Origin of the sequence: Sulfitobacter sp. M368 (assembly GCF_025141875.1) — a bacterium.
Lineage (GTDB): Bacteria > Pseudomonadota > Alphaproteobacteria > Rhodobacterales > Rhodobacteraceae > Sulfitobacter > Sulfitobacter mediterraneus_A.
This window is the reverse complement of sequence record NZ_CP081113.1, coordinates 1,706,607-1,724,743: the sequence shown is the minus strand read 5'-3', so window position 1 is coordinate 1,724,743 and position 18,137 is coordinate 1,706,607. Positions and strand designations below refer to the sequence as shown.

At 59.5% G+C, this 18,137-nt stretch carries 18 protein-coding genes; 4 read left to right on the top strand and 14 right to left on the bottom strand.

Going from position 1 to position 18,137, the window contains the following annotated elements; genetic code table 11:
* Positions 1-74 precede the first annotated feature (74 nt).
* Together argS and K3754_RS08600 are read right to left on the bottom strand one after the other, a co-directional pair.
* Positions 75-1,820 (bottom strand): arginine--tRNA ligase, encoded by a 1,746-nt coding sequence (argS, locus tag K3754_RS08605; protein ID WP_259942887.1) that lies wholly within the window; start codon positions 1,818-1,820, stop codon positions 75-77.
* Between the two features lie 51 nt (positions 1,821-1,871).
* Positions 1,872-3,026 (bottom strand): deoxyguanosinetriphosphate triphosphohydrolase, encoded by a 1,155-nt coding sequence (locus tag K3754_RS08600; protein ID WP_259942884.1) that lies wholly within the window; start codon positions 3,024-3,026, stop codon positions 1,872-1,874.
* 83 nt (positions 3,027-3,109) lie between these two features.
* On the opposite strand from K3754_RS08600, the gene K3754_RS08595 reads away from it, so the two are divergent.
* Positions 3,110-3,433 carry an iron-sulfur cluster assembly accessory protein gene (locus K3754_RS08595; RefSeq protein WP_259942882.1) on the top strand — a complete coding sequence of 108 codons (324 nt, stop codon included), beginning with the start codon at positions 3,110-3,112 and terminating at the stop codon, positions 3,431-3,433.
* A gap of 14 nt (positions 3,434-3,447) precedes the next feature.
* Here the strand turns inward: K3754_RS08595 and K3754_RS08590 are convergent, their stop codons facing one another.
* Both K3754_RS08590 and K3754_RS08585 read right to left on the bottom strand, forming a co-directional pair.
* Positions 3,448-4,545 carry a DUF6902 family protein gene (locus tag K3754_RS08590; RefSeq protein ID WP_259942880.1) on the bottom strand — a complete coding sequence of 366 codons (1,098 nt, stop codon included), beginning with the start codon at positions 4,543-4,545 and terminating at the stop codon, positions 3,448-3,450.
* A 67-nt stretch (positions 4,546-4,612) separates the two neighbouring features.
* The gene (locus K3754_RS08585; RefSeq protein ID WP_259942878.1) at positions 4,613-4,831 is read right to left on the bottom strand and encodes a DUF6749 family protein; all 219 of its coding nucleotides are present in this window, start codon (positions 4,829-4,831) and stop codon (positions 4,613-4,615) included.
* Between the two features lie 362 nt (positions 4,832-5,193).
* Between K3754_RS08585 and xth the strand changes: the two genes are divergently transcribed.
* The gene (gene xth / locus K3754_RS08580; RefSeq protein ID WP_259942877.1) at positions 5,194-5,976 is read left to right on the top strand and encodes an exodeoxyribonuclease III; all 783 of its coding nucleotides are present in this window, start codon (positions 5,194-5,196) and stop codon (positions 5,974-5,976) included.
* Between the two features lie 79 nt (positions 5,977-6,055).
* Here the strand turns inward: xth and K3754_RS08575 are convergent, their stop codons facing one another.
* The 4 genes from K3754_RS08575 to K3754_RS08560 all read right to left on the bottom strand — a co-directional run bounded on the left by K3754_RS08575 (position 6,056) and on the right by K3754_RS08560 (position 8,803).
* Complete coding sequence (locus K3754_RS08575) at positions 6,056-6,640, bottom strand: HNH endonuclease (protein ID WP_037904329.1); 585 nt, start codon at positions 6,638-6,640, stop codon at positions 6,056-6,058.
* Between the two features lie 131 nt (positions 6,641-6,771).
* Positions 6,772-7,437 (bottom strand): alpha/beta hydrolase, encoded by a 666-nt coding sequence (locus K3754_RS08570; RefSeq protein WP_203211428.1) that lies wholly within the window; start codon positions 7,435-7,437, stop codon positions 6,772-6,774.
* The gene (locus K3754_RS08565) at positions 7,434-8,069 is read right to left on the bottom strand and encodes a DNA-3-methyladenine glycosylase (RefSeq protein WP_259942869.1); all 636 of its coding nucleotides are present in this window, start codon (positions 8,067-8,069) and stop codon (positions 7,434-7,436) included. Before K3754_RS08565 ends, K3754_RS08570 begins: the two co-directional genes overlap by 4 nt.
* Positions 8,066-8,803 carry a precorrin-6A/cobalt-precorrin-6A reductase gene (locus K3754_RS08560; RefSeq protein WP_259942867.1) on the bottom strand — a complete coding sequence of 246 codons (738 nt, stop codon included), beginning with the start codon at positions 8,801-8,803 and terminating at the stop codon, positions 8,066-8,068. The genes K3754_RS08565 and K3754_RS08560 overlap by 4 nt, the downstream gene beginning before the upstream one ends.
* A gap of 90 nt (positions 8,804-8,893) precedes the next feature.
* Here K3754_RS08560 and K3754_RS08555 point away from each other — a divergent pair, with 90 nt between their 5' ends.
* Positions 8,894-10,093, top strand: coding sequence for an MFS transporter (locus K3754_RS08555; RefSeq protein WP_203211430.1), 1,200 nt, complete (start codon positions 8,894-8,896; stop codon positions 10,091-10,093).
* A 7-nt stretch (positions 10,094-10,100) separates the two neighbouring features.
* On the opposite strand, the gene K3754_RS08550 is transcribed toward K3754_RS08555, so the two are convergent.
* The 5 genes from K3754_RS08550 to cysS form a co-directional block, all read right to left on the bottom strand.
* Entirely contained in the window at positions 10,101-10,877 is a 777-nt protein-coding gene (locus K3754_RS08550) for a squalene/phytoene synthase family protein (protein ID WP_259942864.1), read from the bottom strand.
* Complete coding sequence (locus tag K3754_RS08545; RefSeq protein ID WP_259942861.1) at positions 10,874-11,596, bottom strand: trans-aconitate 2-methyltransferase; 723 nt, start codon at positions 11,594-11,596, stop codon at positions 10,874-10,876. Before K3754_RS08545 ends, K3754_RS08550 begins: the two co-directional genes overlap by 4 nt.
* Entirely contained in the window at positions 11,586-12,569 is a 984-nt protein-coding gene (locus K3754_RS08540; protein ID WP_259942858.1) for an alpha/beta hydrolase, read from the bottom strand. Before K3754_RS08540 ends, K3754_RS08545 begins: the two co-directional genes overlap by 11 nt.
* 4 nt (positions 12,570-12,573) lie before the next feature.
* On the bottom strand, positions 12,574-14,187 hold the full coding sequence (gene cimA / locus K3754_RS08535) for a citramalate synthase (RefSeq protein WP_259942855.1): 1,614 nt from the start codon (positions 14,185-14,187) through the stop codon (positions 12,574-12,576).
* A gap of 136 nt (positions 14,188-14,323) precedes the next feature.
* On the bottom strand, positions 14,324-15,760 hold the full coding sequence (gene cysS, locus K3754_RS08530) for a cysteine--tRNA ligase (protein ID WP_259942853.1): 1,437 nt from the start codon (positions 15,758-15,760) through the stop codon (positions 14,324-14,326).
* A 221-nt stretch (positions 15,761-15,981) separates the two neighbouring features.
* On the opposite strand from cysS, the gene K3754_RS08525 reads away from it, so the two are divergent.
* Positions 15,982-17,157 carry a pyridoxal phosphate-dependent aminotransferase gene (locus tag K3754_RS08525; protein ID WP_259942852.1) on the top strand — a complete coding sequence of 392 codons (1,176 nt, stop codon included), beginning with the start codon at positions 15,982-15,984 and terminating at the stop codon, positions 17,155-17,157.
* A gap of 59 nt (positions 17,158-17,216) precedes the next feature.
* On the opposite strand, the gene K3754_RS08520 is transcribed toward K3754_RS08525, so the two are convergent.
* Entirely contained in the window at positions 17,217-17,816 is a 600-nt protein-coding gene (locus K3754_RS08520; protein WP_203211436.1) for an outer membrane protein, read from the bottom strand.
* Positions 17,817-18,137: the final 321 nt, after the last annotated feature.

Genomic DNA, 18,137 nt, shown 5'->3' with positions numbered 1-18,137 from the left:
CTGCCTCACTGCCCGCAGAATACATTGCCCTGCGGGGCTGATCTTGGGTTGCCTGTTCAAGGCGCGCTGGTGCGTTATCGCATCTCTTGCGCCGGATTGACCCCAAGAATACCAAGACCTGCCGCAATTACAATCGCCACGGCCTGGGCGAGGGCAATTTTTGCCTGTGACGTCTGCGTATCATCCTCTTGGATGAACCGAAGCGAAGTCACATCATTGCCCCGGTTCCAAAGCCCATGGAAATCACCGGCCAATTCATAAAGGTAGAAGGCAACGCGGTGCGGCTCATTGGTGCGGGCGGCGGTTTCAACCAAACGGGGCCATTCCGCCAGTTTGCGCAGCACGCCCAACTCGGCCTCGTGGTCCAATTTGCCCAGATCAGCGCCCTTGAGCGCAACTTCGGACACATCAATGTCCGCCTCGGCGGCCTTGCGCAGCACAGAGGAGACCCGCGCATGGGCGTATTGCACGTAAAACACCGGATTTTCGCGGCTTTGTTCGAGAACCTTGTCGAAGTCAAAGTCCAACATCGCGTCGTTCTTGCGGGTCAGCATCACAAAGCGGGTCACGTCCCGCCCGACACTGTCCACCACGTCGCGCAGGGTCACAAATGTCCCTGCCCGCTTGGACATCTTGAACGGCTCGCCGTTCTTGAAGAGTTTCACCAACTGCGTCAGCTTGATATCCAGCGGCACCTTGCCGTCAGACAGCGCCGAAACCGCCGCTTTCATCCGCTTGACATAGCCACCGTGATCGGCGCCAAACACGTCGATCAGCGCATCAAAACCGCGCTGCACCTTGTCATAGTGGTACGCGATATCGGGCGCAAAATAGGTCCAGCCGCCATCGGATTTCATCACCGGACGGTCCACATCATCCCCATGTTCGGTGGATTTGAACAGGGTCTGCACCCGTGGCTCCCAATCTTCGGGCTTTTTACCTTTTGGCGGCTCCAGCACGCCTTCGTAGATCAGACCCTTGGATTTCAGATCCTCCAGCGCGGCCTCAATCCGGCCCGTGCCATACAAGGATTTTTCCGAATAGAAGACATCCATCTCAACGCCAAGCGCTTTGAGATCGGCCCGGATCAGATCCATCATCTGTTCGGTTGCAAATTCGCGCACCTCGGCCAGCCAGACGCTTTCGTCCTGGTCCACATAGGCGTCACCAACCTTGTCCTTCAGGGTTTGGCCCACAGGGATCAGGTAATCACCGGGGTACGTCCCCTCGGGGAAGGCCACCTCTTGCCCGTGCGCCTCAAGATACCGCAGATACACGGACCGGGCGAGCACATCGACCTGCGCACCGCCGTCATTGATGTAATATTCCCGCGTCACGTCAAAGCCGGCGAAATCCAGCAGGGAGGCCAGCGCATCACCAAAGACCGCACCGCGTGTGTGACCCACATGCAAGGGGCCGGTCGGATTGGCCGATACATATTCAACATTCACCTTCTGCCCCTGCCCCAGTGCACCCCGACCAAAATCAGTGCCAGTGTTCAAGACAGCTGCTGCCACCTGTTGCCAGACCGACGCCGCAAGCCGCAGGTTCAAAAAGCCCGGCCCGGCCACTTCGGCAGAGGTGATCCGTGCATCATCTGCCAAACGTGCCGCAAGCGCCTCTGCGATATCACGCGGTTTCATTCCGGCCGGTTTGGCCAGCACCATCGCGGCGTTGGTCGCCATATCACCATGGGCGGCATCGCGGGGCGGCTCTGCGGTGATCGGGTCAAAGTTCAGCCCATTGGGCAGAGCCCCTTCGGCAACCATCTGGTCCAGCGTGGCAATGATCAGCCCACGGATTTCGGCAAAGATATTCATGTCAGTTTTCCTTGTTCACCGCCCATGTACCACTTGGGAAGGCGCAGTCAATCAGGCGGGGTCTTGGCGGCCAAAAAGACGTTGATGTTCGCCAAGCGCAAAGCGGTCGGTCATGCCGGAGATGTAATCAGATACCATCCGCGCCAGCGCGGTCGCATCGCCACTGGCATCGGCCACCTGCCGGGCCCAATGGGGCGGCAGCAGTTCGGGCTGGGCCAAAAACAGCGGGAACAGATCCTCAACCACCTTGGTCACTTCGGCGCGTTTTTGCATCACTGATGGGGCGCGGTACATGCGTTTGAACAGGAATGCCCGGATTTGCCGCAGATCGGCCCAGACAGGATCCGAAAACCGGATGACCGGGCGGCCCAGATGCCGGATGTCACGGGCCGACGCGGCCCCCGATGCCGCCAACAGTTCCCGCGAGGTGTCGATCACATCAGACACCATCACCCCAAACACCCGGCGCAGCGCCTCGTGCCGCCGCCGGTAGCTGTCTGTATCGGGGTAAAGCTGATCAACTGCAGCGTAGGCCGGACCAATCATTGGCAATTCGGCGATTTCATCTTCGGTAAACAGACCGGCCCGCAACCCGTCATGCAGATCGTGGTTGTTGTAGGCAATGTCATCAGACAGCGCCGCGACCTGCGCCTCTGCGCTGGCGTGAGTGTCCAGTTCCAGATCATGCAGGGCGTTGTAACCGGCCAGGGCATGCGGCAATTCCCCCATGACAGGCCCGTTGTGTTTCGCAATGCCTTCAAGGGTTTCCCAAGTGAGGTTCAACCCGTCGAATTCCGCATAATGCCGTTCCAGCGAGGTCACGATCTTGATCGCCTGCGCGTTGTGATCAAAGCCGCCATAGGGGGCCATTAACGCGTGGAGGGCATCCTCGCCCGTGTGACCGAAGGGCGTATGCCCCAGATCATGGGCCAGCGCGACCGCCTCGGTCAGCTCTCCGTTCAGCCCCAAAGCGCCCGAGATGGTCCGCGCCACCTGCGCCACCTCGATCGAATGGGTCAGACGGGTGCGGTAATAGTCGCCTTCATGCTCCACAAAAACCTGGGTTTTGTGTTTCAGACGCCGGAAGGCGCTGGCATGGATAATCCGGTCCCGATCCCGCTGAAAGCAGGAGCGAAATGTACTTTCCTCTTCCTGCACGCGCCGTCCCATGGTTTGTGCCGGATCAGAGGCAAATGACGCGCGCATAGCGGCTGGTCCTTGTCGCCTGTCTTTGGGGTTTCTATATTACAGGCAACCACAGATGAAAACCGACCCTTCGGAGCCCTGCAATGAACCTGCCGCCCAAAGTTACCCCCCGCGCCTTTGAACGCCTTGCCGAAATTGGGGCCGCGGGTGAAGGCAAAGCCCTGCGCGTGGCCGTTGAAGGCGGCGGATGTTCGGGATTTCAGTATGAAATCGCACTCGATGAGCCCAAAGAGGACGATCTGATCCTCGAAGGCGGCGGGCAAAAGGTGGTTGTGGACAGCTTGTCCCTGCCCTTCCTGACCGATGCCGTGATTGATTTCAGCGAAGAACTGATCGGCGCGCGCTTCACCATCGAAAATCCCAATGCCACCTCGGCCTGCGGCTGCGGCACGTCGTTCTCGATGTAAGGGCAGCCCTGGCATCAGCGCCCCGAACGCGCAAGCTTGGCAATTGGTCCTTCGGCAAAAGCCGCACGGGAAAAACACTCAAAGAACGTTTCAAAATAAGGTGTTGCGCCTTCTGCCTCTGCCAGAACCGCCTGGCACTCAGGGGTCAGATAGGTCAATATATGTCCGCGCATACGCGGCCAGTCCGCCTGCCGCGCCGGGCCCATATCATGCAGGCTTTCAGACATGCCATGCAGCGGGCCAATTGAACGTTCGGGCAGCGAAAACCGCAGCGGGCCCGCCGGGATCTGCGGCACATCCGGCCTTGCCCCCATCAGGCCGAGCGCCCAACGGCTGACCAGATATTGATGATATCCATCGCCGAGCGGGGCCGCGCGATCAGCAAAAAGTGTGATGCTGTGATAGCTATCCGCAACGGCCCGCTGCCAAACCGGCGGCACATGGGCCTTGGCCAGAACCAGCGCGGCGCAGACCTCAGCGAGAAGGTCAAAATCCAAATCAAGATGCGCCAGAATGCCCGCGTAATGCAGCCCAAGAAGGGCATTTTGCGACATGACAGGTACGCGGCGGCCATAATCGGAAAGATAAAACACAACATGCGTCAGCTCATACGCTGCCTTCTTGTTGGGTAATGCAAAGGTCGCCGGACGCGACATGAAGCGGTGCAACCGACGGGCCAACGGGCCGTCTTCTACCGGCGCACCAACGCCGCGCCTGCGCAGCAAGCGCCGGGCCTCGGCGCGTTGCAGATCCGACATCTCGGCCTCTGCGAATTTGTGGGTCGCAACCCAGTTGCACAATTCCTGCCCGCGTTGGCCGGCCATCCCCAAGTCTTCCAAATCCAGACAGATCGACAGCAAAAACCGATAATACTGCGGGAAGAAATGCAACTGGTCTTCGATGCGGTCATAAAAATCATGCAAGGGATCAAGCGCGCCCGGAGGCAGCTCTTCCCCTTCGGAGGCCAAAACACCAAGCAATTCAGCAACTTCCTTGAGCCAATAGATGTCACTCGGGCCATGCCGTCCTTCGACAATCGCGGTGATCAGCGCACGAAGGCGTGCATCCTGATTGAGCTGCATGGCAGGTTGAAAGCTGAGGACATTTGACATGGGAAAGCTCCGGCTGGTGGATCAGGTGCCAAAGGCCCGCAATCAATGCGGGCCCTGACAGAAAGGTTCAGCAACTGGTGGTGTAAAGGTCCAAACCATGACCAGTGGCCGCCAGACGCCCCGATGGCGCAGACCCGGTGGTGAACAGATCAAGCCCGCCACCTGTCATCATATCCGCCGCAGCGGGCGCAGAGCCGGTGGTAAAGAGGTCAAGCCCCTGGCCACTGTCCATTTGGGTGTGAGTGGAACGGGCGGGGGTTGGGATCGCAAGTGCAAGTGATGTCATGGGACAATCTCCTTTTGGGATGGGTGAAGGTTGTGATTGCAATCTCAAACAGCATTGCCCGCTAAGGTTGTTTTGCCAACAATAATATACAACCTTTGGGAGAGTTCGAAAGTTATCCACATTAAGAACGGATCACAAAATTTTTTGGCAGGCTGATTATTGGACCCTGTCCACAATCTGACATTTTTCCAAAGTTTCGCGGGGCGGCGGGCCAATACACATGGGCGACGGGCCAATACAGCAGAGATCGACGATCACCCGATCTGATCAAAGGCGGCAAAAGCGAATCAATCTCGGGGTGCACCCCTTGTCCGAACTTGCGGTTTGCGGCATTCCAAGTGCAACACAGTGAGGACATCAAGATGAAAATCGCCACATTCAACATCAACGGGATCAAAGCGCGGGCCGAGGCGCTGCCGGCATGGCTCGATGAAGCGCAGCCGGATGTGGTTTTGTTGCAGGAAATCAAATCGGTAGATGAAAACTTCCCTCGCGAGCTGTTCGAAGACCGCGGGTACAATGTGGAAACCCATGGGCAAAAATCCTTTAACGGTGTCGCGATCCTGTCCAAACATCCTTTGGAAGATGTGTCACGCGGCCTGCCGGGCGACGAGAGCGACGAACAGGCCCGCTGGATCGAAGCCACGGTGATGGGCGAGCGCGAGGCGCTGCGTGTCTGCGGGCTTTACCTGCCCAATGGCAACCCTGCGCCAGGGCCAAAGTTTGATTACAAGCTGGCGTGGATGCAGCGCCTTGAGGCGCGGGCGCAGGCCTTGCTGGCAGAAGAGACCCCGTTTTTGATGGCCGGGGATTACAATATTATTCCGCAGGCCGAAGATGCTGCCAAACCTGATGCCTGGCGTGATGACGCACTTTTCCGCCCTGAATCCCGCGCAGCCTGGCGGCGCTTGTTGAATCTTGGGCTGACCGAAGCCTTCCGCGCCCGCACACAGGGGCCGGGGCATTACAGTTTTTGGGACTATCAAGCCGGCGCATGGAACCGCAACAATGGCATCAGGATTGATCATTTCCTGCTGAGCCCGGCCTGTGCGGACATGCTGCGCGACTGCCAGATTGACCGCGATGTGCGCGGGCGGGACAAACCGTCTGATCACGTGCCGGTCTGGGTTGATCTGGATTTTTGAACCTAGCGCTGCTTGGCGGATCGCCGGGGGCTGTCTGCCCCCGGACCCCCGAGAATATTTATAGCCAAAAAGGCAGGGCTCAGGCTTCGAGCTCGGCGTCCCAGTAAAGATAGTCGAGCCAGCTGTCGTGCAGGTGATTGGGCGGAAATTTGCGCCCCGTGTTGCGCAGTTCCTCCGCGCCCGGCTGGCGCGGCGGTTTGCGCAGCGAAAGACCTGTGTGATGCAGCGGTTTGGAGCCTTTGCGTAGATTACAGGGTGAACAGGCCGCCACCACGTTTTGCCATGAGGTCACGCCGCCCGCCGCGCGGGGCACCACGTGATCAAAGGTCAGGTCCCCTTTGGCACCGCAGTATTGGCAGCGAAATTCGTCCCTCAGAAATAAATTAAAGCGCGTGAAGGCCACGCGCTTTTGAGGTTTGACATAGTCTTTGAGCACAACCACCGACGGTATCCGGATCACGGTCGAAGGGCTGCGCACCACATCGTCGTATTCGGCAACGATATCCACCCTGTCGAGCCATTTGGCCTTGATCGCATCCTGCCAGGGCCAAAGGGAGAGTGGATAATAACTGAGCGGTCGATAATCCGCATTGAGCACAAGCGCTGGCTTGTGTTTCAGACCCGCTGGTGCGCGGGTGAATTCGGTTCTGAAATCGCCGTCCATTTCTGGTGTCGTCCCCTGCCCGTTTCCGTCAACTATATCTCGTGGTTTTCCTCTTGCAAGCCCTAGGTTTTGCACAAGATGTCGCGGAACATATAAGCGGGGATTACGACAGTTTCATAACATGCGCCGGGTCACAGTCCCAGTTTATCGCGCATGAAGGCCAAGGCCACGCTGAGCCCGTCGGGCGCGATGCCGTGGCCTGTGCCTTTCATGACATGAGCGTAAACGTCCTGCCATCCCGCCTCTTGCAGCGCTTCGGCAGCTTGCGGCAGCGATTGCGGCGGCACCACATCATCCGCGTCGCCGTGAACCAACAATACTGCAGGTCTGACCACAACCTCATCCGCGAGGGTTTCGGGGGACAGCAAACGCCCCGAGAACGCAACGATGCCCGCCACTTCATCCTCGCGGCGCGGCGCGACATGCAGGGCCATCATTGTGCCTTGGGAAAAGCCAAACAGAACCACCTGTTCGGGCAGCACATCTTCGTCCACCATCAGCGCATCAAGAAAGGCGTTCAGATCTGCGACCGCCTGCATCATGCCGCGTTCGGATTCCTCTTCGGAGGAACCGTCGATCCAGGGGATCGGAAACCACTGATAGCCCATCGGTGCGCCGGCACAGGCCTCAGGCGCATCTGGCGCCACGAAAAGCGTATCCGGCAGATGATCGGCCAATGGATCGGCCAGCCCCAGAAGATCGGCCCCATTGGCGCCGTAGCCGTGCAGAAACACCACAACCGATCGTGTTTCGCCAGATTTTGGCGCCCGGCGCCCCGCGTTGAGTACCCGTGTCATCCCAGACCTTCCCGTTGTTTGATAATGCGGTAGTAGGCAAAGAGCGCCCGCGCCGCAACCGACCGCCAGGGCGACCATTGCTGTGCCATCACAGCCAGCGCCTCTGACGTGGGCCGTGCATCGAGGTCAAACAGCACCCGGGCGGCCTCTTGCAAGGCCAGATCGCCAGGGGGGAACATATCGGCGCGGCCCAGACAGAACATCACGTAAATCTGTGCGGTCCAGGGGCCGATACCCAAGAGACCGGTGAGCGCAGAAATCGCTTCGGCGTCCGGCAAATGCTCAAGGGCGGTATATTCCAGATCTGACAGCGCCAGTGCGTGCACATAGCGGGCCTTGGGCTTGCTGAGCCCTGCGGCACGCAGCCCGTCTTGTCCGGCACGCTGGACCCTGGAGGGCTCAAACAGACCAGCCTCGGCCATGCGCAACCGGATTGCATCGGCGGAAGCCACGCTGACCTGCTGGCTGATGATAATTTCGGTCAAACCTCTGAAACCCGGCGATTTCAGGCGCAGGGGCAGATCGCCCACCTGATCCAGCACCGGGGCAAAGCGTGGCTCGGCCCGCGCAAGCCATTCGGCACCTTCAGTGAGGTCATCATGGTTTTGGATCAGACGGAACGGTGCGGTCAAAGCTCCGCCACCCAATCGAGGATTGCCCCGACATCACGCACCACCAATGCCCCTTGCGGCGGCGCAGGGCGATCAATCAGGATCGTGGTGAGACCAAGCGCCTCGGCGGCGTCGACCTTGGGGCGGCTTGGCACCCCGCCAAGGTTGCGGCAGATCAGAACCTCCACGCCAAGTTTCTCAAACAAGGCAATCTCATCGGCCACAGTGAAGGGCGGATCGCCAAAAACCAACTCCACAAAATCATATGGTGCGGCCCGCCCGTGTCGTCCGGTTTGGCGCAAGAATAATTTTGATCCAGCAAAGGGCAGATAGTCGGACAAGCTGGCCCAACCGGTTGCGGAAAACACCCGCCCACCCGCCGGAATCATCGCATTGGCAATACGCACATCTGCGGCGGCCTGCAGGTTGCGCCCTGCACCCACGTCCCAGCTTGGCCGCGAGAGGCTGACGAAGGGCAAGCCCGCCTGCCACGCCGCCAGAAAGCCCTGCTGGGTCATGATCCCGTCAAAGCCATGACTTGCGTCAACAACAGCCCGGCAGCTCTGCATCTGTGCCGTCAGGCCTGCCAAATCGTTAAAATCGTGCAAAGCAAAGGGCATAGGCATCGGGTTCGATCCGCGCGGCGGTTCGGACATCAAGGCCCGCACGCCAATCCCTTGATCGCGCAGCGCTGCGCCGATCTGCCGCGCCTCGGCGCTGCCTGCCAATAATAATATATCTGATCCGCCTGTCATGGCCGCGACATTAGGCCCCTGACCGGCGTGTGCAAGGGGTTGCTCCTGCCCAATCACGGCGGTACGCCTTTGCGCAGAAGTGGATTTACGATGATTGATGATACACGCGCCAAGCGCAATGTAGCGGTTTTGGTCGGGGCGCAGGCCATTCTGGGCAGCCAAATGCCGATGATGTTTGTTGTGGCCGGTCTGGCGGGTCAAATGCTGGCCAGCAACGTGTGTTTCGCCACCCTGCCCATCTCGATGATCGTTCTGGGATCCATGCTGTCAGCGACGCCGGTGTCGGCAATCATGCAGCGGTATGGCCGTCGGGCGGGGTTCTTTCTTGGCACCTTTGGCGGCGCAACCGGGGCGGTTGTGTCGGCCTATGGGCTATATACCGGGTCGTTCGCCTTGTTCCTTGTCGGATCGTTTATCTCTGGTATCTATATGTCCGCGCAGGGTTTTTACCGTTTTGCCGCGACCGACACCGCCTCTGATGATTTCCGGCCCAAGGCAATTTCATATGTGATGGCGGGTGGATTGATTTCTGCGGTGATCGGGCCGCAGCTTGCCACGGCCACTTCAAACGCCTTTGTTGTTCCCTTTCTGGGCACCTATTTTGCAGTGATTTCGGTCAATGTGATCGGATCGTTGCTGTTTTTGTTCCTCGACATTCCCAAGCCCGAACCTGTCAACCCCGATGCGCCCCGTGGCCGCAGCCGGTGGGAGCTGCTGACCACCCCGCGCATCGCAGTGGCGGTGATCTGTGCGATGGTTTCCTACGCGTTGATGAACCTTGTGATGACCTCCACCCCCTTGGCGGTTGTAGGCTGCGGATATACCGAAAAAACCGCCGGTTATGTGGTCACGGGCCATGTTCTGGCGATGTTTGCGCCGTCGTTTTTTACCGGTCATCTGATCAACCGCTTCGGTGTGGAAAAGATCATGGGCCTTGGCATTGCGATCCTCGCCGCGGCGGGCGTCGTGGGCTTGCAAGGCGTTGATCTTGAAAACTTCTTTATCGCGCTGATCCTGCTTGGGCTGGGCTGGAACTTTGGCTTTATCGGGGCGACCACCATGCTGACCGGTGCACATGAGCCGCATGAACGGGGCCGGATGCAGGGGCTGAACGATCTGTTGGTGTTTGGCGGCGTGACCGTGGCATCGCTGGCTTCCGGCGGGTTGATGAACTGCTCCGGCGGGTCTGCTGTCGAGGGCTGGACAGCGGTGAACATGGCGATGGTGCCGTTCCTCGCGCTGGCTGGCGGGTCGTTGATCTGGCTGGTGATGCGCGGCAAGGACGCCTGATCGGCGGCTACCAGCGCCCGGTCAGGCTCCGGAACGCGAGGCGCAATTGATCTTGCGCTGCAACATCTGGCAATTGTCCATCTGCGACCCTTGCAGGTTTTGCCAATGCGGCTTTCAAAGTGGTTTCCGCCTGCCCGACATGCAGCAGAGCCGCACGCGCGTTCTTTGAAACCAAAGCACGGGATTTGCGGGCGTTCTGCAATCGCTCCAATCCTTCGCCAGCGAGTGCCTTCACGCCGTCCGCAGTACCATCCACGAGCGGAATGCGCCCCTTCGCCTCAAGCTCAGGTATCGCGCGCAGCCATGTTGCGACCCCGGCGGCAAAGGCCGCGTCGCGCACAACTGCCTCATCCGCAGCGCCCAAAGTCCGCGCGGCAACCCATGTCAGATGGCCGGATGTCCTGTTGAGGTAATCCGCAAAATGCGCCGCATCCTCGAACGGATCTTTGTAGATATCCCAACGCCTTGCCGCGACAAGCTGATCCAATAGATCAGCATCTCCCGGCGTGATCACCTGAGCCAATGGTGTGGCCACCTCGTGGCGGCGCACAGGGCCACCCTTGGCGATCTCTTCACATACGTCGCGCCACCATTGCAGGCGCATTTCTGCGATCATCGGCTCCTGCGTGACCCACGGCGCCCGCGCCACCTCGACGTTGAAGGCATAAAGCGGAAACAACACCCGGCGGGCCGGAACAGGCACCGCCATCACCGCGCGAAAGCGCAACGGATCACCCCGTTCCACCAAAGCCGCGCAGGCGTTCAGATCCGCATCAAAGCTCATTTCAGCCGCACAACACTCAGCAGATAGCCGCATTCGTCGCGGTGCGCCCGCCAGGTTGCGGCCTCTTCCTCGGCCTCGTCCAGCACGGCTGCAAGAGCCGCATCCGCAGTTGGCCGCAGCGCCGCGATCCGTTTGTCGAGGGGGCCAAAATACCCTTCCCACGCCGCATCGGACAGCTTGCGCGTGTCCAATGTTTCATAGCCCGCGGCCTCCACCCGTGCGGCGATGCCCGTAGCACCGGTCATCGGGGGATAACCGGCCCACATGGCCTGCGCCCGTTCCGAGCGGTCATCTGTGAACCAACAGGGTTCTGTAAAGGCGACAACGCCGCCTGGCCGCAAGGATTTGCGCCATGCGGTCAAGGCTTCGGTCACGCCCAGGAAATACACCGCGCCAGCGCACCAGATCATGTCAAAGCTGTTCATGATCCGCGCCATGTCAGCCTTGAGCACCGTCACGCGGCTGTCACTTTGCCAGACATCGCGGGCTGCCTCGACAAAATGCGCGGTCTTGTCCAGCGCGGTCACATGGCCCTGAGGCGCGGCCTTGAGCAGGCTGGCGATATCGCCGCCCGGCCCGCAAGCGACATCGGCAATCTCGGCGTTGGCCGGCAACCGGGCAATGTCAGCCGCCCAAGCTACGTCCGCCGCCTCGCCTGGCCCTTCGCGGGGCAAGTCGCGGTGCAGCTCAAAAAAGGCTTTCATCGGGTCAGATGTCATTGAGAAATTCCTTTATGGCCTTGGCGGTTTGCGGCGCATCGACAATATCGAGATGGCCAAGGTCCGGCACGATCTCATAGCGGCCCTTTTGGGTGGCCCCGGCCAATGTCGGCTCATACTGGTCGGCGAAAAACGCCTCGTCCGCAGATCCCGTAATCAGCAGGAAAGGCGGAAGCGCGGCGGCATCTTTCAGATAATCACCGCGCGGTGCAAAGGAGGTGTTGAGCCGGTATGAATAGGCCGTTGTCGCCGTGTCGCCCAGCGGCCCGTTCAGCACCGCAGCGGGCATGTGAAACTGTATGATGGTCAGGTGGTTCAGCGCCGTTATCCCAAAGGTGTTGAGCATCGAAAGCCCGATGATCCGGCGCAAAAGCGGCTCTGCCCAGCCGCCGGAATTGGGGCGTGTGGTCGGGGCATTGTGTTTCAAGAACGGCGCCAACAGAACCGCACCATCCAGCAGTGCCCCATGCGCGCCGCCAGCAAACCGGACCACAAGCCCGCCGCCAGAGGAATGACCACCCAGAATGACCTTTTGTCCCGCCTTGCGCTCTGCCGTGATCAGATCGGCCAGATCATCTTCGAACTGGCCGATGTAATCCACATCGCCGCGCCGTCCGGGTTTGGCCCCATGGCCTCGCAGATCAGGCACGAGCACATCGGCCTGCGCCGAAAGCTGCCGCGCCAGGCTGTCAAACTGAAGTCCGTGCCAACCGGAGCCATGTACCAGCACCAGCAGCGGCGCATCCGGCTGATCGGCATCATAGCGGCGCACGTGCAGATCGAAGCCATCGCGCATTTTTACAGCCTCCTGCGCGGCAGGCGCGACACGGTCCGTCGCAAGGGTCTGATCAAATTTCAGCCCACCCTCGACGGGTTTCAACGGGCCGGGGCGTTGTGACAGGATCAACCCGACCGCGATCACCAATGTGATGCAGAGCGAAATGGCCGCAAACGAAAGAATTTTAAAAATCAAAAACCTAACCCTTGGTGTCACGCACCAGTTTCCACCGGATCGCATCCAATAGTGCCTCGAAACTGGCATCAACTATGTTTGCGCTGACACCGACGGTGGACCAACGGCGGCCCTCGCCATCTTCGCTGTCGATGATGACCCGCGTGACCGCCTCGGTGCCGCCCTGGGTGATGCGGACCTTGAAATCGACCAGCCGCATGTCTTCGATCAGGGCCGAATATTTACCCAGATCCTTGGCCAAAGCCTTGGCCAGCGCGTTCACAGGCCCGCGATCGCCGCCGACTTCATCCATGGAATCGCTGACCGACATGCGCTTTTCGCCATCGACCTTCACGACCACCACGGCCTCTGACAGGCTGATCATCTTGTTGTGTTTGTTCTTACGGCGCTCCACCGTCACGCGATAGCGTTTGACCTCAAAGAGTTTCGGCATCTGGCCCAAGGCATCCCGCGCCAGCAGCTCAAAACTGGCTTGCGCGGTGTCATAGGCATATCCGATGGCCTCACGGGTTTTGACCTCTTCCAGAATGCGCCCCAGCGCCGGATCACCCTTGGGCACTTCCAGCCCTGCCTCGGTCAAGCGGCGGCGCAGGTTGGATTGTCCGGCCTGATTGGACATCGGGATGATCCGCGCATTGCCGACCAATGCGGGATCGACATGCTCATATGTGCTCGGATCTTTGAGGATCGCGCTTGCGTGCAAACCGGCCTTATGGGCAAAGGCGGAAGAACCGACAAAGCCTGCCTGTTTTTTGGGCACGCGATTGAGGATTTCATCCAGCATCCGGCTGGTGCGGGTCAGCCCTTTGAGAGCTTTTTTACTGACGCCGATCTCATAGGTGCTGGCATAGGGTTCTTTGAGCAGCAGGATCGGGATCAGCGCCGTCAGATTGGCATTGCCGCATCGCTCGCCCAGCCCGTTGAGCGTGCCCTGGATCTGCCGCGCCCCGGCATCGACGGCAGCCAAGGTACAGGCGACCGCGTTTTCGGTATCGTCATGGGTGTGAATGCCAAGGTTTTCGCCCGGAATGCCCGCCGCAATGACCTCGCTCGTGATCCGCCCCACCTCGGAAGGCAGCGTACCGCCGTTGGTGTCGCACAGCACGATCCACCGCGCACCGGCGTCCCGCACGGTCTTGAGGCATTCAATCGCATAGTCCGGGTTGGCCTTGTAACCGTCAAAGAAATGTTCCGCATCAAAAAGCGCCTCGCGCCCGCTGGCCACGATATGGGCAATGCTGTCGCGCAGCAGCGTCAGATTTTCATCAAGCGTAATGCCAAGGGCGGTCTTGACGTGAAATTCATGGGTCTTGCCAACGATACAGACCGATTTGGTGCCGGCGTTCAGCACGGCGGCCAAAACATCATCGTTTTGCGCCGACATGCCGGGGCGTTTGGTCATGCCAAAGGCGGTCATCCTGGCTTTGGTCTTTGGGGCCGCATCGAAAAAGGCATTGTCGGTCGGGTTGGCACCGGGCCAGCCACCTTCGATGTAATCCACGCCCAGATCATCGAGCGCACGGGCGATCTGTTGCTTTTCTTCGGTGGAGAACTGCACGTCCTGGGTTTGCTGACCGTCGCGCAGGGTGGTGTCATAAAGGCACAGGCGGGTTTTCATGACTGTGCTCCTTTTGGGCAAGAGACAACAGTTCTGAATACCGGTTCGTGCCCGTGGCACGAACAGTCCCCGACCGCCCCCATGGGCGGGGACTTACGCCCTACCCGCGGCCGGGGACTGCTCTGTGTTGACGAGTTCATCGCAAAGCCTCCACCTTCTCTTTATCAAAGTCCGGGCCAGGCAGAAGAGCGATCTCGGATTTACTCATTCGCACTTCCAATCCAGCATCAACAAGCGCTTTCTTGAGGGCATCCAGCTTTGAGAAATCCTTCGTTTCCATTGCTTCGGCCTTTAGAGCCCCTAGTAAGTCCACAAAATGCGAGACAGCCAGTTGTTCAACTGCTCCATCGAACACCCAAGCCCCCATAGTCGCGTTATCCGACAGAAGGCCTAACAGCCGCGCAGAAGCCGCAAGATCGTCCACATCCTTTTCTGTTCTTTCGGAGCGCTCTTTCTTGAGCAAGGCTTGCGCCAATTGATGTAACTCGGAAATCGCAAGTGGCGTATTGAGATCATCTTCGAGAGCCGCAATCACTTTGTCCGAGACAACTCCGCTGTCGCCAGCTCCGTTTACCAAACCTCGCCACTTCCGCAGCGTCTTTTCCGCCTCGGCCCGCTTTTTCTCCGTCCAATCCATTGGCTTGCGATAATGCGTGGATAGCATGACAAAGCGGATCACCTCGCCCGGCACGCCCTGATCCAGCAGATCGCGCACGGTAAAGAAATTGCCCAGGCTCTTGGACATTTTCTTGCCCTCCACCTGCAACATCTCGTTGTGCATCCAATAACGGGCAAAACCGTGACCGGCGCAGGTGCTCTGCGCGATCTCGTTTTCGTGGTGTGGGAACTGCAGATCATTGCCGCCGCCGTGAATGTCAAACTCGCTTCCCAGCAAGGCCTCCGCCATCGCAGAGCATTCAATGTGCCAGCCCGGACGCCCCTTGCCCCATGGGCTGTCCCAGCCGGGGGTGTCCGCATCTGATGGTTTCCACAGGACAAAATCCATCGGGTCTTCCTTGTAGGGCGCCACCTCGACACGCGCACCGGCGATCATGTCATCCACAGAACGGCCCGACAGTGCACCGTATTTCTCATAGGACCGCACCCGGAACAGAACATGCCCCTCGGCCGCATAGGCATGCCCCTTGGCGATCAGATCTTCGGTCATCGCAATCATTTCCGCGATATAGGCAGTGGCACGCGGCATCGCCTTTTGATGCGCCTCCCCCCTGATCGAGGGTTGCAACGCCCCGACGGCGGCCATGTCATCCAAAAACCACTGGGTTGTCTCGGCCGTGATATCGCCAATGGAGCGCCCGGTTTCCGCCGCACGCGCGTTGATCTTGTCATCCACATCCGTGAAATTGCGCACATAGGTGACGTTACCCACGCCAAATTCTTTGCACAGCAAGCGATAAAGCACATCAAAGACGATCACGGGCCGGGCATTGCCCAGATGCGCCCGGTCATAGACCGTCGGCCCGCAGACATACATGCGCACATCATCGGCGTTGATCGGGACAAAATCCTCTTTTGTCCGGGTCTTGGTGTTGAAAAGTTTGATCGTCGTCATCGGGCCGTCCTCGCGCAGGTCTGGCGCGGGCTTGCCACATATTTCTCAGAATGAAAACGACATGAACACGCCCGCGAGAAGTCTCAGCAGGTAATAATGCAGCAAATAATGCAGGTCATCGTATTCATACCCCTGCCTAGCCTGCGACCCGCCGTGCGGTCAAGGGCAATTGACGAATCAAATGACCTCTGCGCCCCTGCCCCAAAGCATGGGAGAAAGTTATGCAGGTATCGCAGCGCATTGGCGGCATTCTGGGTGGTGGATCAGACGGTTGGGATGTGTTCAACCGCGCCCGTGACATGATCGCGGATGGCGTGGCCGTGACAGAGCTGACCATTGGGGAACATGACATCCGCACCGCAGCGCCGATCCTGCAGGATATGCACCGCGCCGCGATGGCGGGTCACACAGGCTATGCCGCTGTGCCGGGCACCAATGCCCTGCGCGACACCGTGGCGAAACGGGTGCAAGACCGCACCGGCGTGACAACCACACGTGACAATGTGTTGATCACTCCCGGCGGCCAATCGGCCCTTTATGCCGCGCATATGGTGGCCTGTGATGCAGGCGATACCGCGCTATACCTTGATCCGTTTTATGCCACCTACCCCGGCACCATTCGCGGGGTCAGCTGCACACCCCGCCGCATAGCCACCCGCGCCGAGGATGCGTTTCAGCCCCGTGCGTCTGACATCGCAGCGGCGGCTGAGGGGGCCAAATCCCTGCTGATCAACTCGCCCAATAACCCCACTGGCGTGGTCTATTCCCGCGCCACGCTTGAGGGGATCGCGCAGGTTTGCAAGGATCATGATCTGTGGCTGATCTCGGACGAGGTTTACGACACCCAGGTATGGGAGGGCGAACATCTCTCGCCCCGCGCCCTGCCCGGCATGGCCGAACGTACTCTGGTGGTCGGATCCATGTCGAAATCCCACGCCATGACCGGATCGCGCTGCGGCTGGATCATCGGGCCGGAGGATGTGATCGGCGATCTGATCAACCTGGCCACCCATACCACCTATGGCGTGCCCGGTTTCATTCAGGATGCCGCCGTCTTTGCCTTGGACCAAGGCGCTGAATTTGAGGAAGAAATCGCCGATCCATTCCGCCGCCGCCGCGCCATTGCGCAGCGGGTTCTGGCCGGTCAGAACACGGTCTCATTGGTGCCCTCTCAGGGTGCGATGTATCTGATGCTGGATCTGCGGAGCACCGGAATGACCGGCGAAGAGTTTGCCAATGCGCTGCTTGATGCCCATCAGATTGCCACCATGCCCGGCGAAAGTTTCGGCGAGGCGGCGGCGGGCCATCTGCGCGTGGCGATGACGATTGAGGATGACGCCTTTGAAGCGGCGCTCACGACCCTTTGTGCCTTTGCCCAGACCTGCGCAACGGGCTGAAACGAAAAAGGCCGGGGCGTGTTCGCACCCCGGCCTTCTGCCTCAAATCAACCCGATCTTCAGAACCGGAGCGAACCGCGCAGGCTGAACGTGGTCGCATCGATATCATTGCCGGCTACGCCGCCAACATCGCTGAACCGATGTTCAAGCAGCTCCGCGCCAACAGTGAACCGGTCCGTGACCCTATGAGCCACACCGATCCCTGCAAATGGGCCGGTTTCATCGCCAACAGAGGTATCCGCGCGGGCGACACCGCCGGTGGCATAGATCAATGTATTGCCCAGATCATAGCCGCCCTTCAGCTTGAGCCGCGCCACGGAATCGATAGAGGCTGCACCGCCCCCAAGGCTGATGTCTGTCTTGTCGTAGTCCAGTTCACCACCCAGAACAAAATCGCCAAAGTCGTAGTCATAACCTGCGTGAAAACCGTAGGAATTGTCATTGCCATCCAGTGCCCCGGGGCCATCCGCATCGGCATAGCCAAGCTGCAAACCGGTGTAGAAGCCTGTCCAGTCGCCGGATGCGGCGATCACCGGGGCGGGCACAGCCACGGGCGCCTCAACAGCGGGATCTTGCAGGCTGCCTGCCTGTGCGATGCCGGTAAAGGCGGTGGCGGACAACAGCGCGGCGGCGGCGGTCAGTTTGGTGAAACGTGTCATATCTCTGCTCCTTGTTAACAACAGCCCCACCGTTGCGGCGGGATCATCTGTTAACGCGGCAAATAGGATCGGGTTTCCTTGTCGACATCCCCCATAACCGTCATGGGCGAAATGTCGCCCGATTTCGATATATCGTCGGCCAGCATTGGCCCAAGGCTGCCATGCCCCTGCAAATGCGCCTGACTGGTCCTTGAAAACCTTAAGCTCACACCAAGTCGCAAATGGAACAGCCGGTCGCAAACGGGACAGAACCGCAATCGGGGATTTCCCAGACTTTTCAAAAGACCGGAGCATATATGAAAAGAGATCTGTGCATTATTT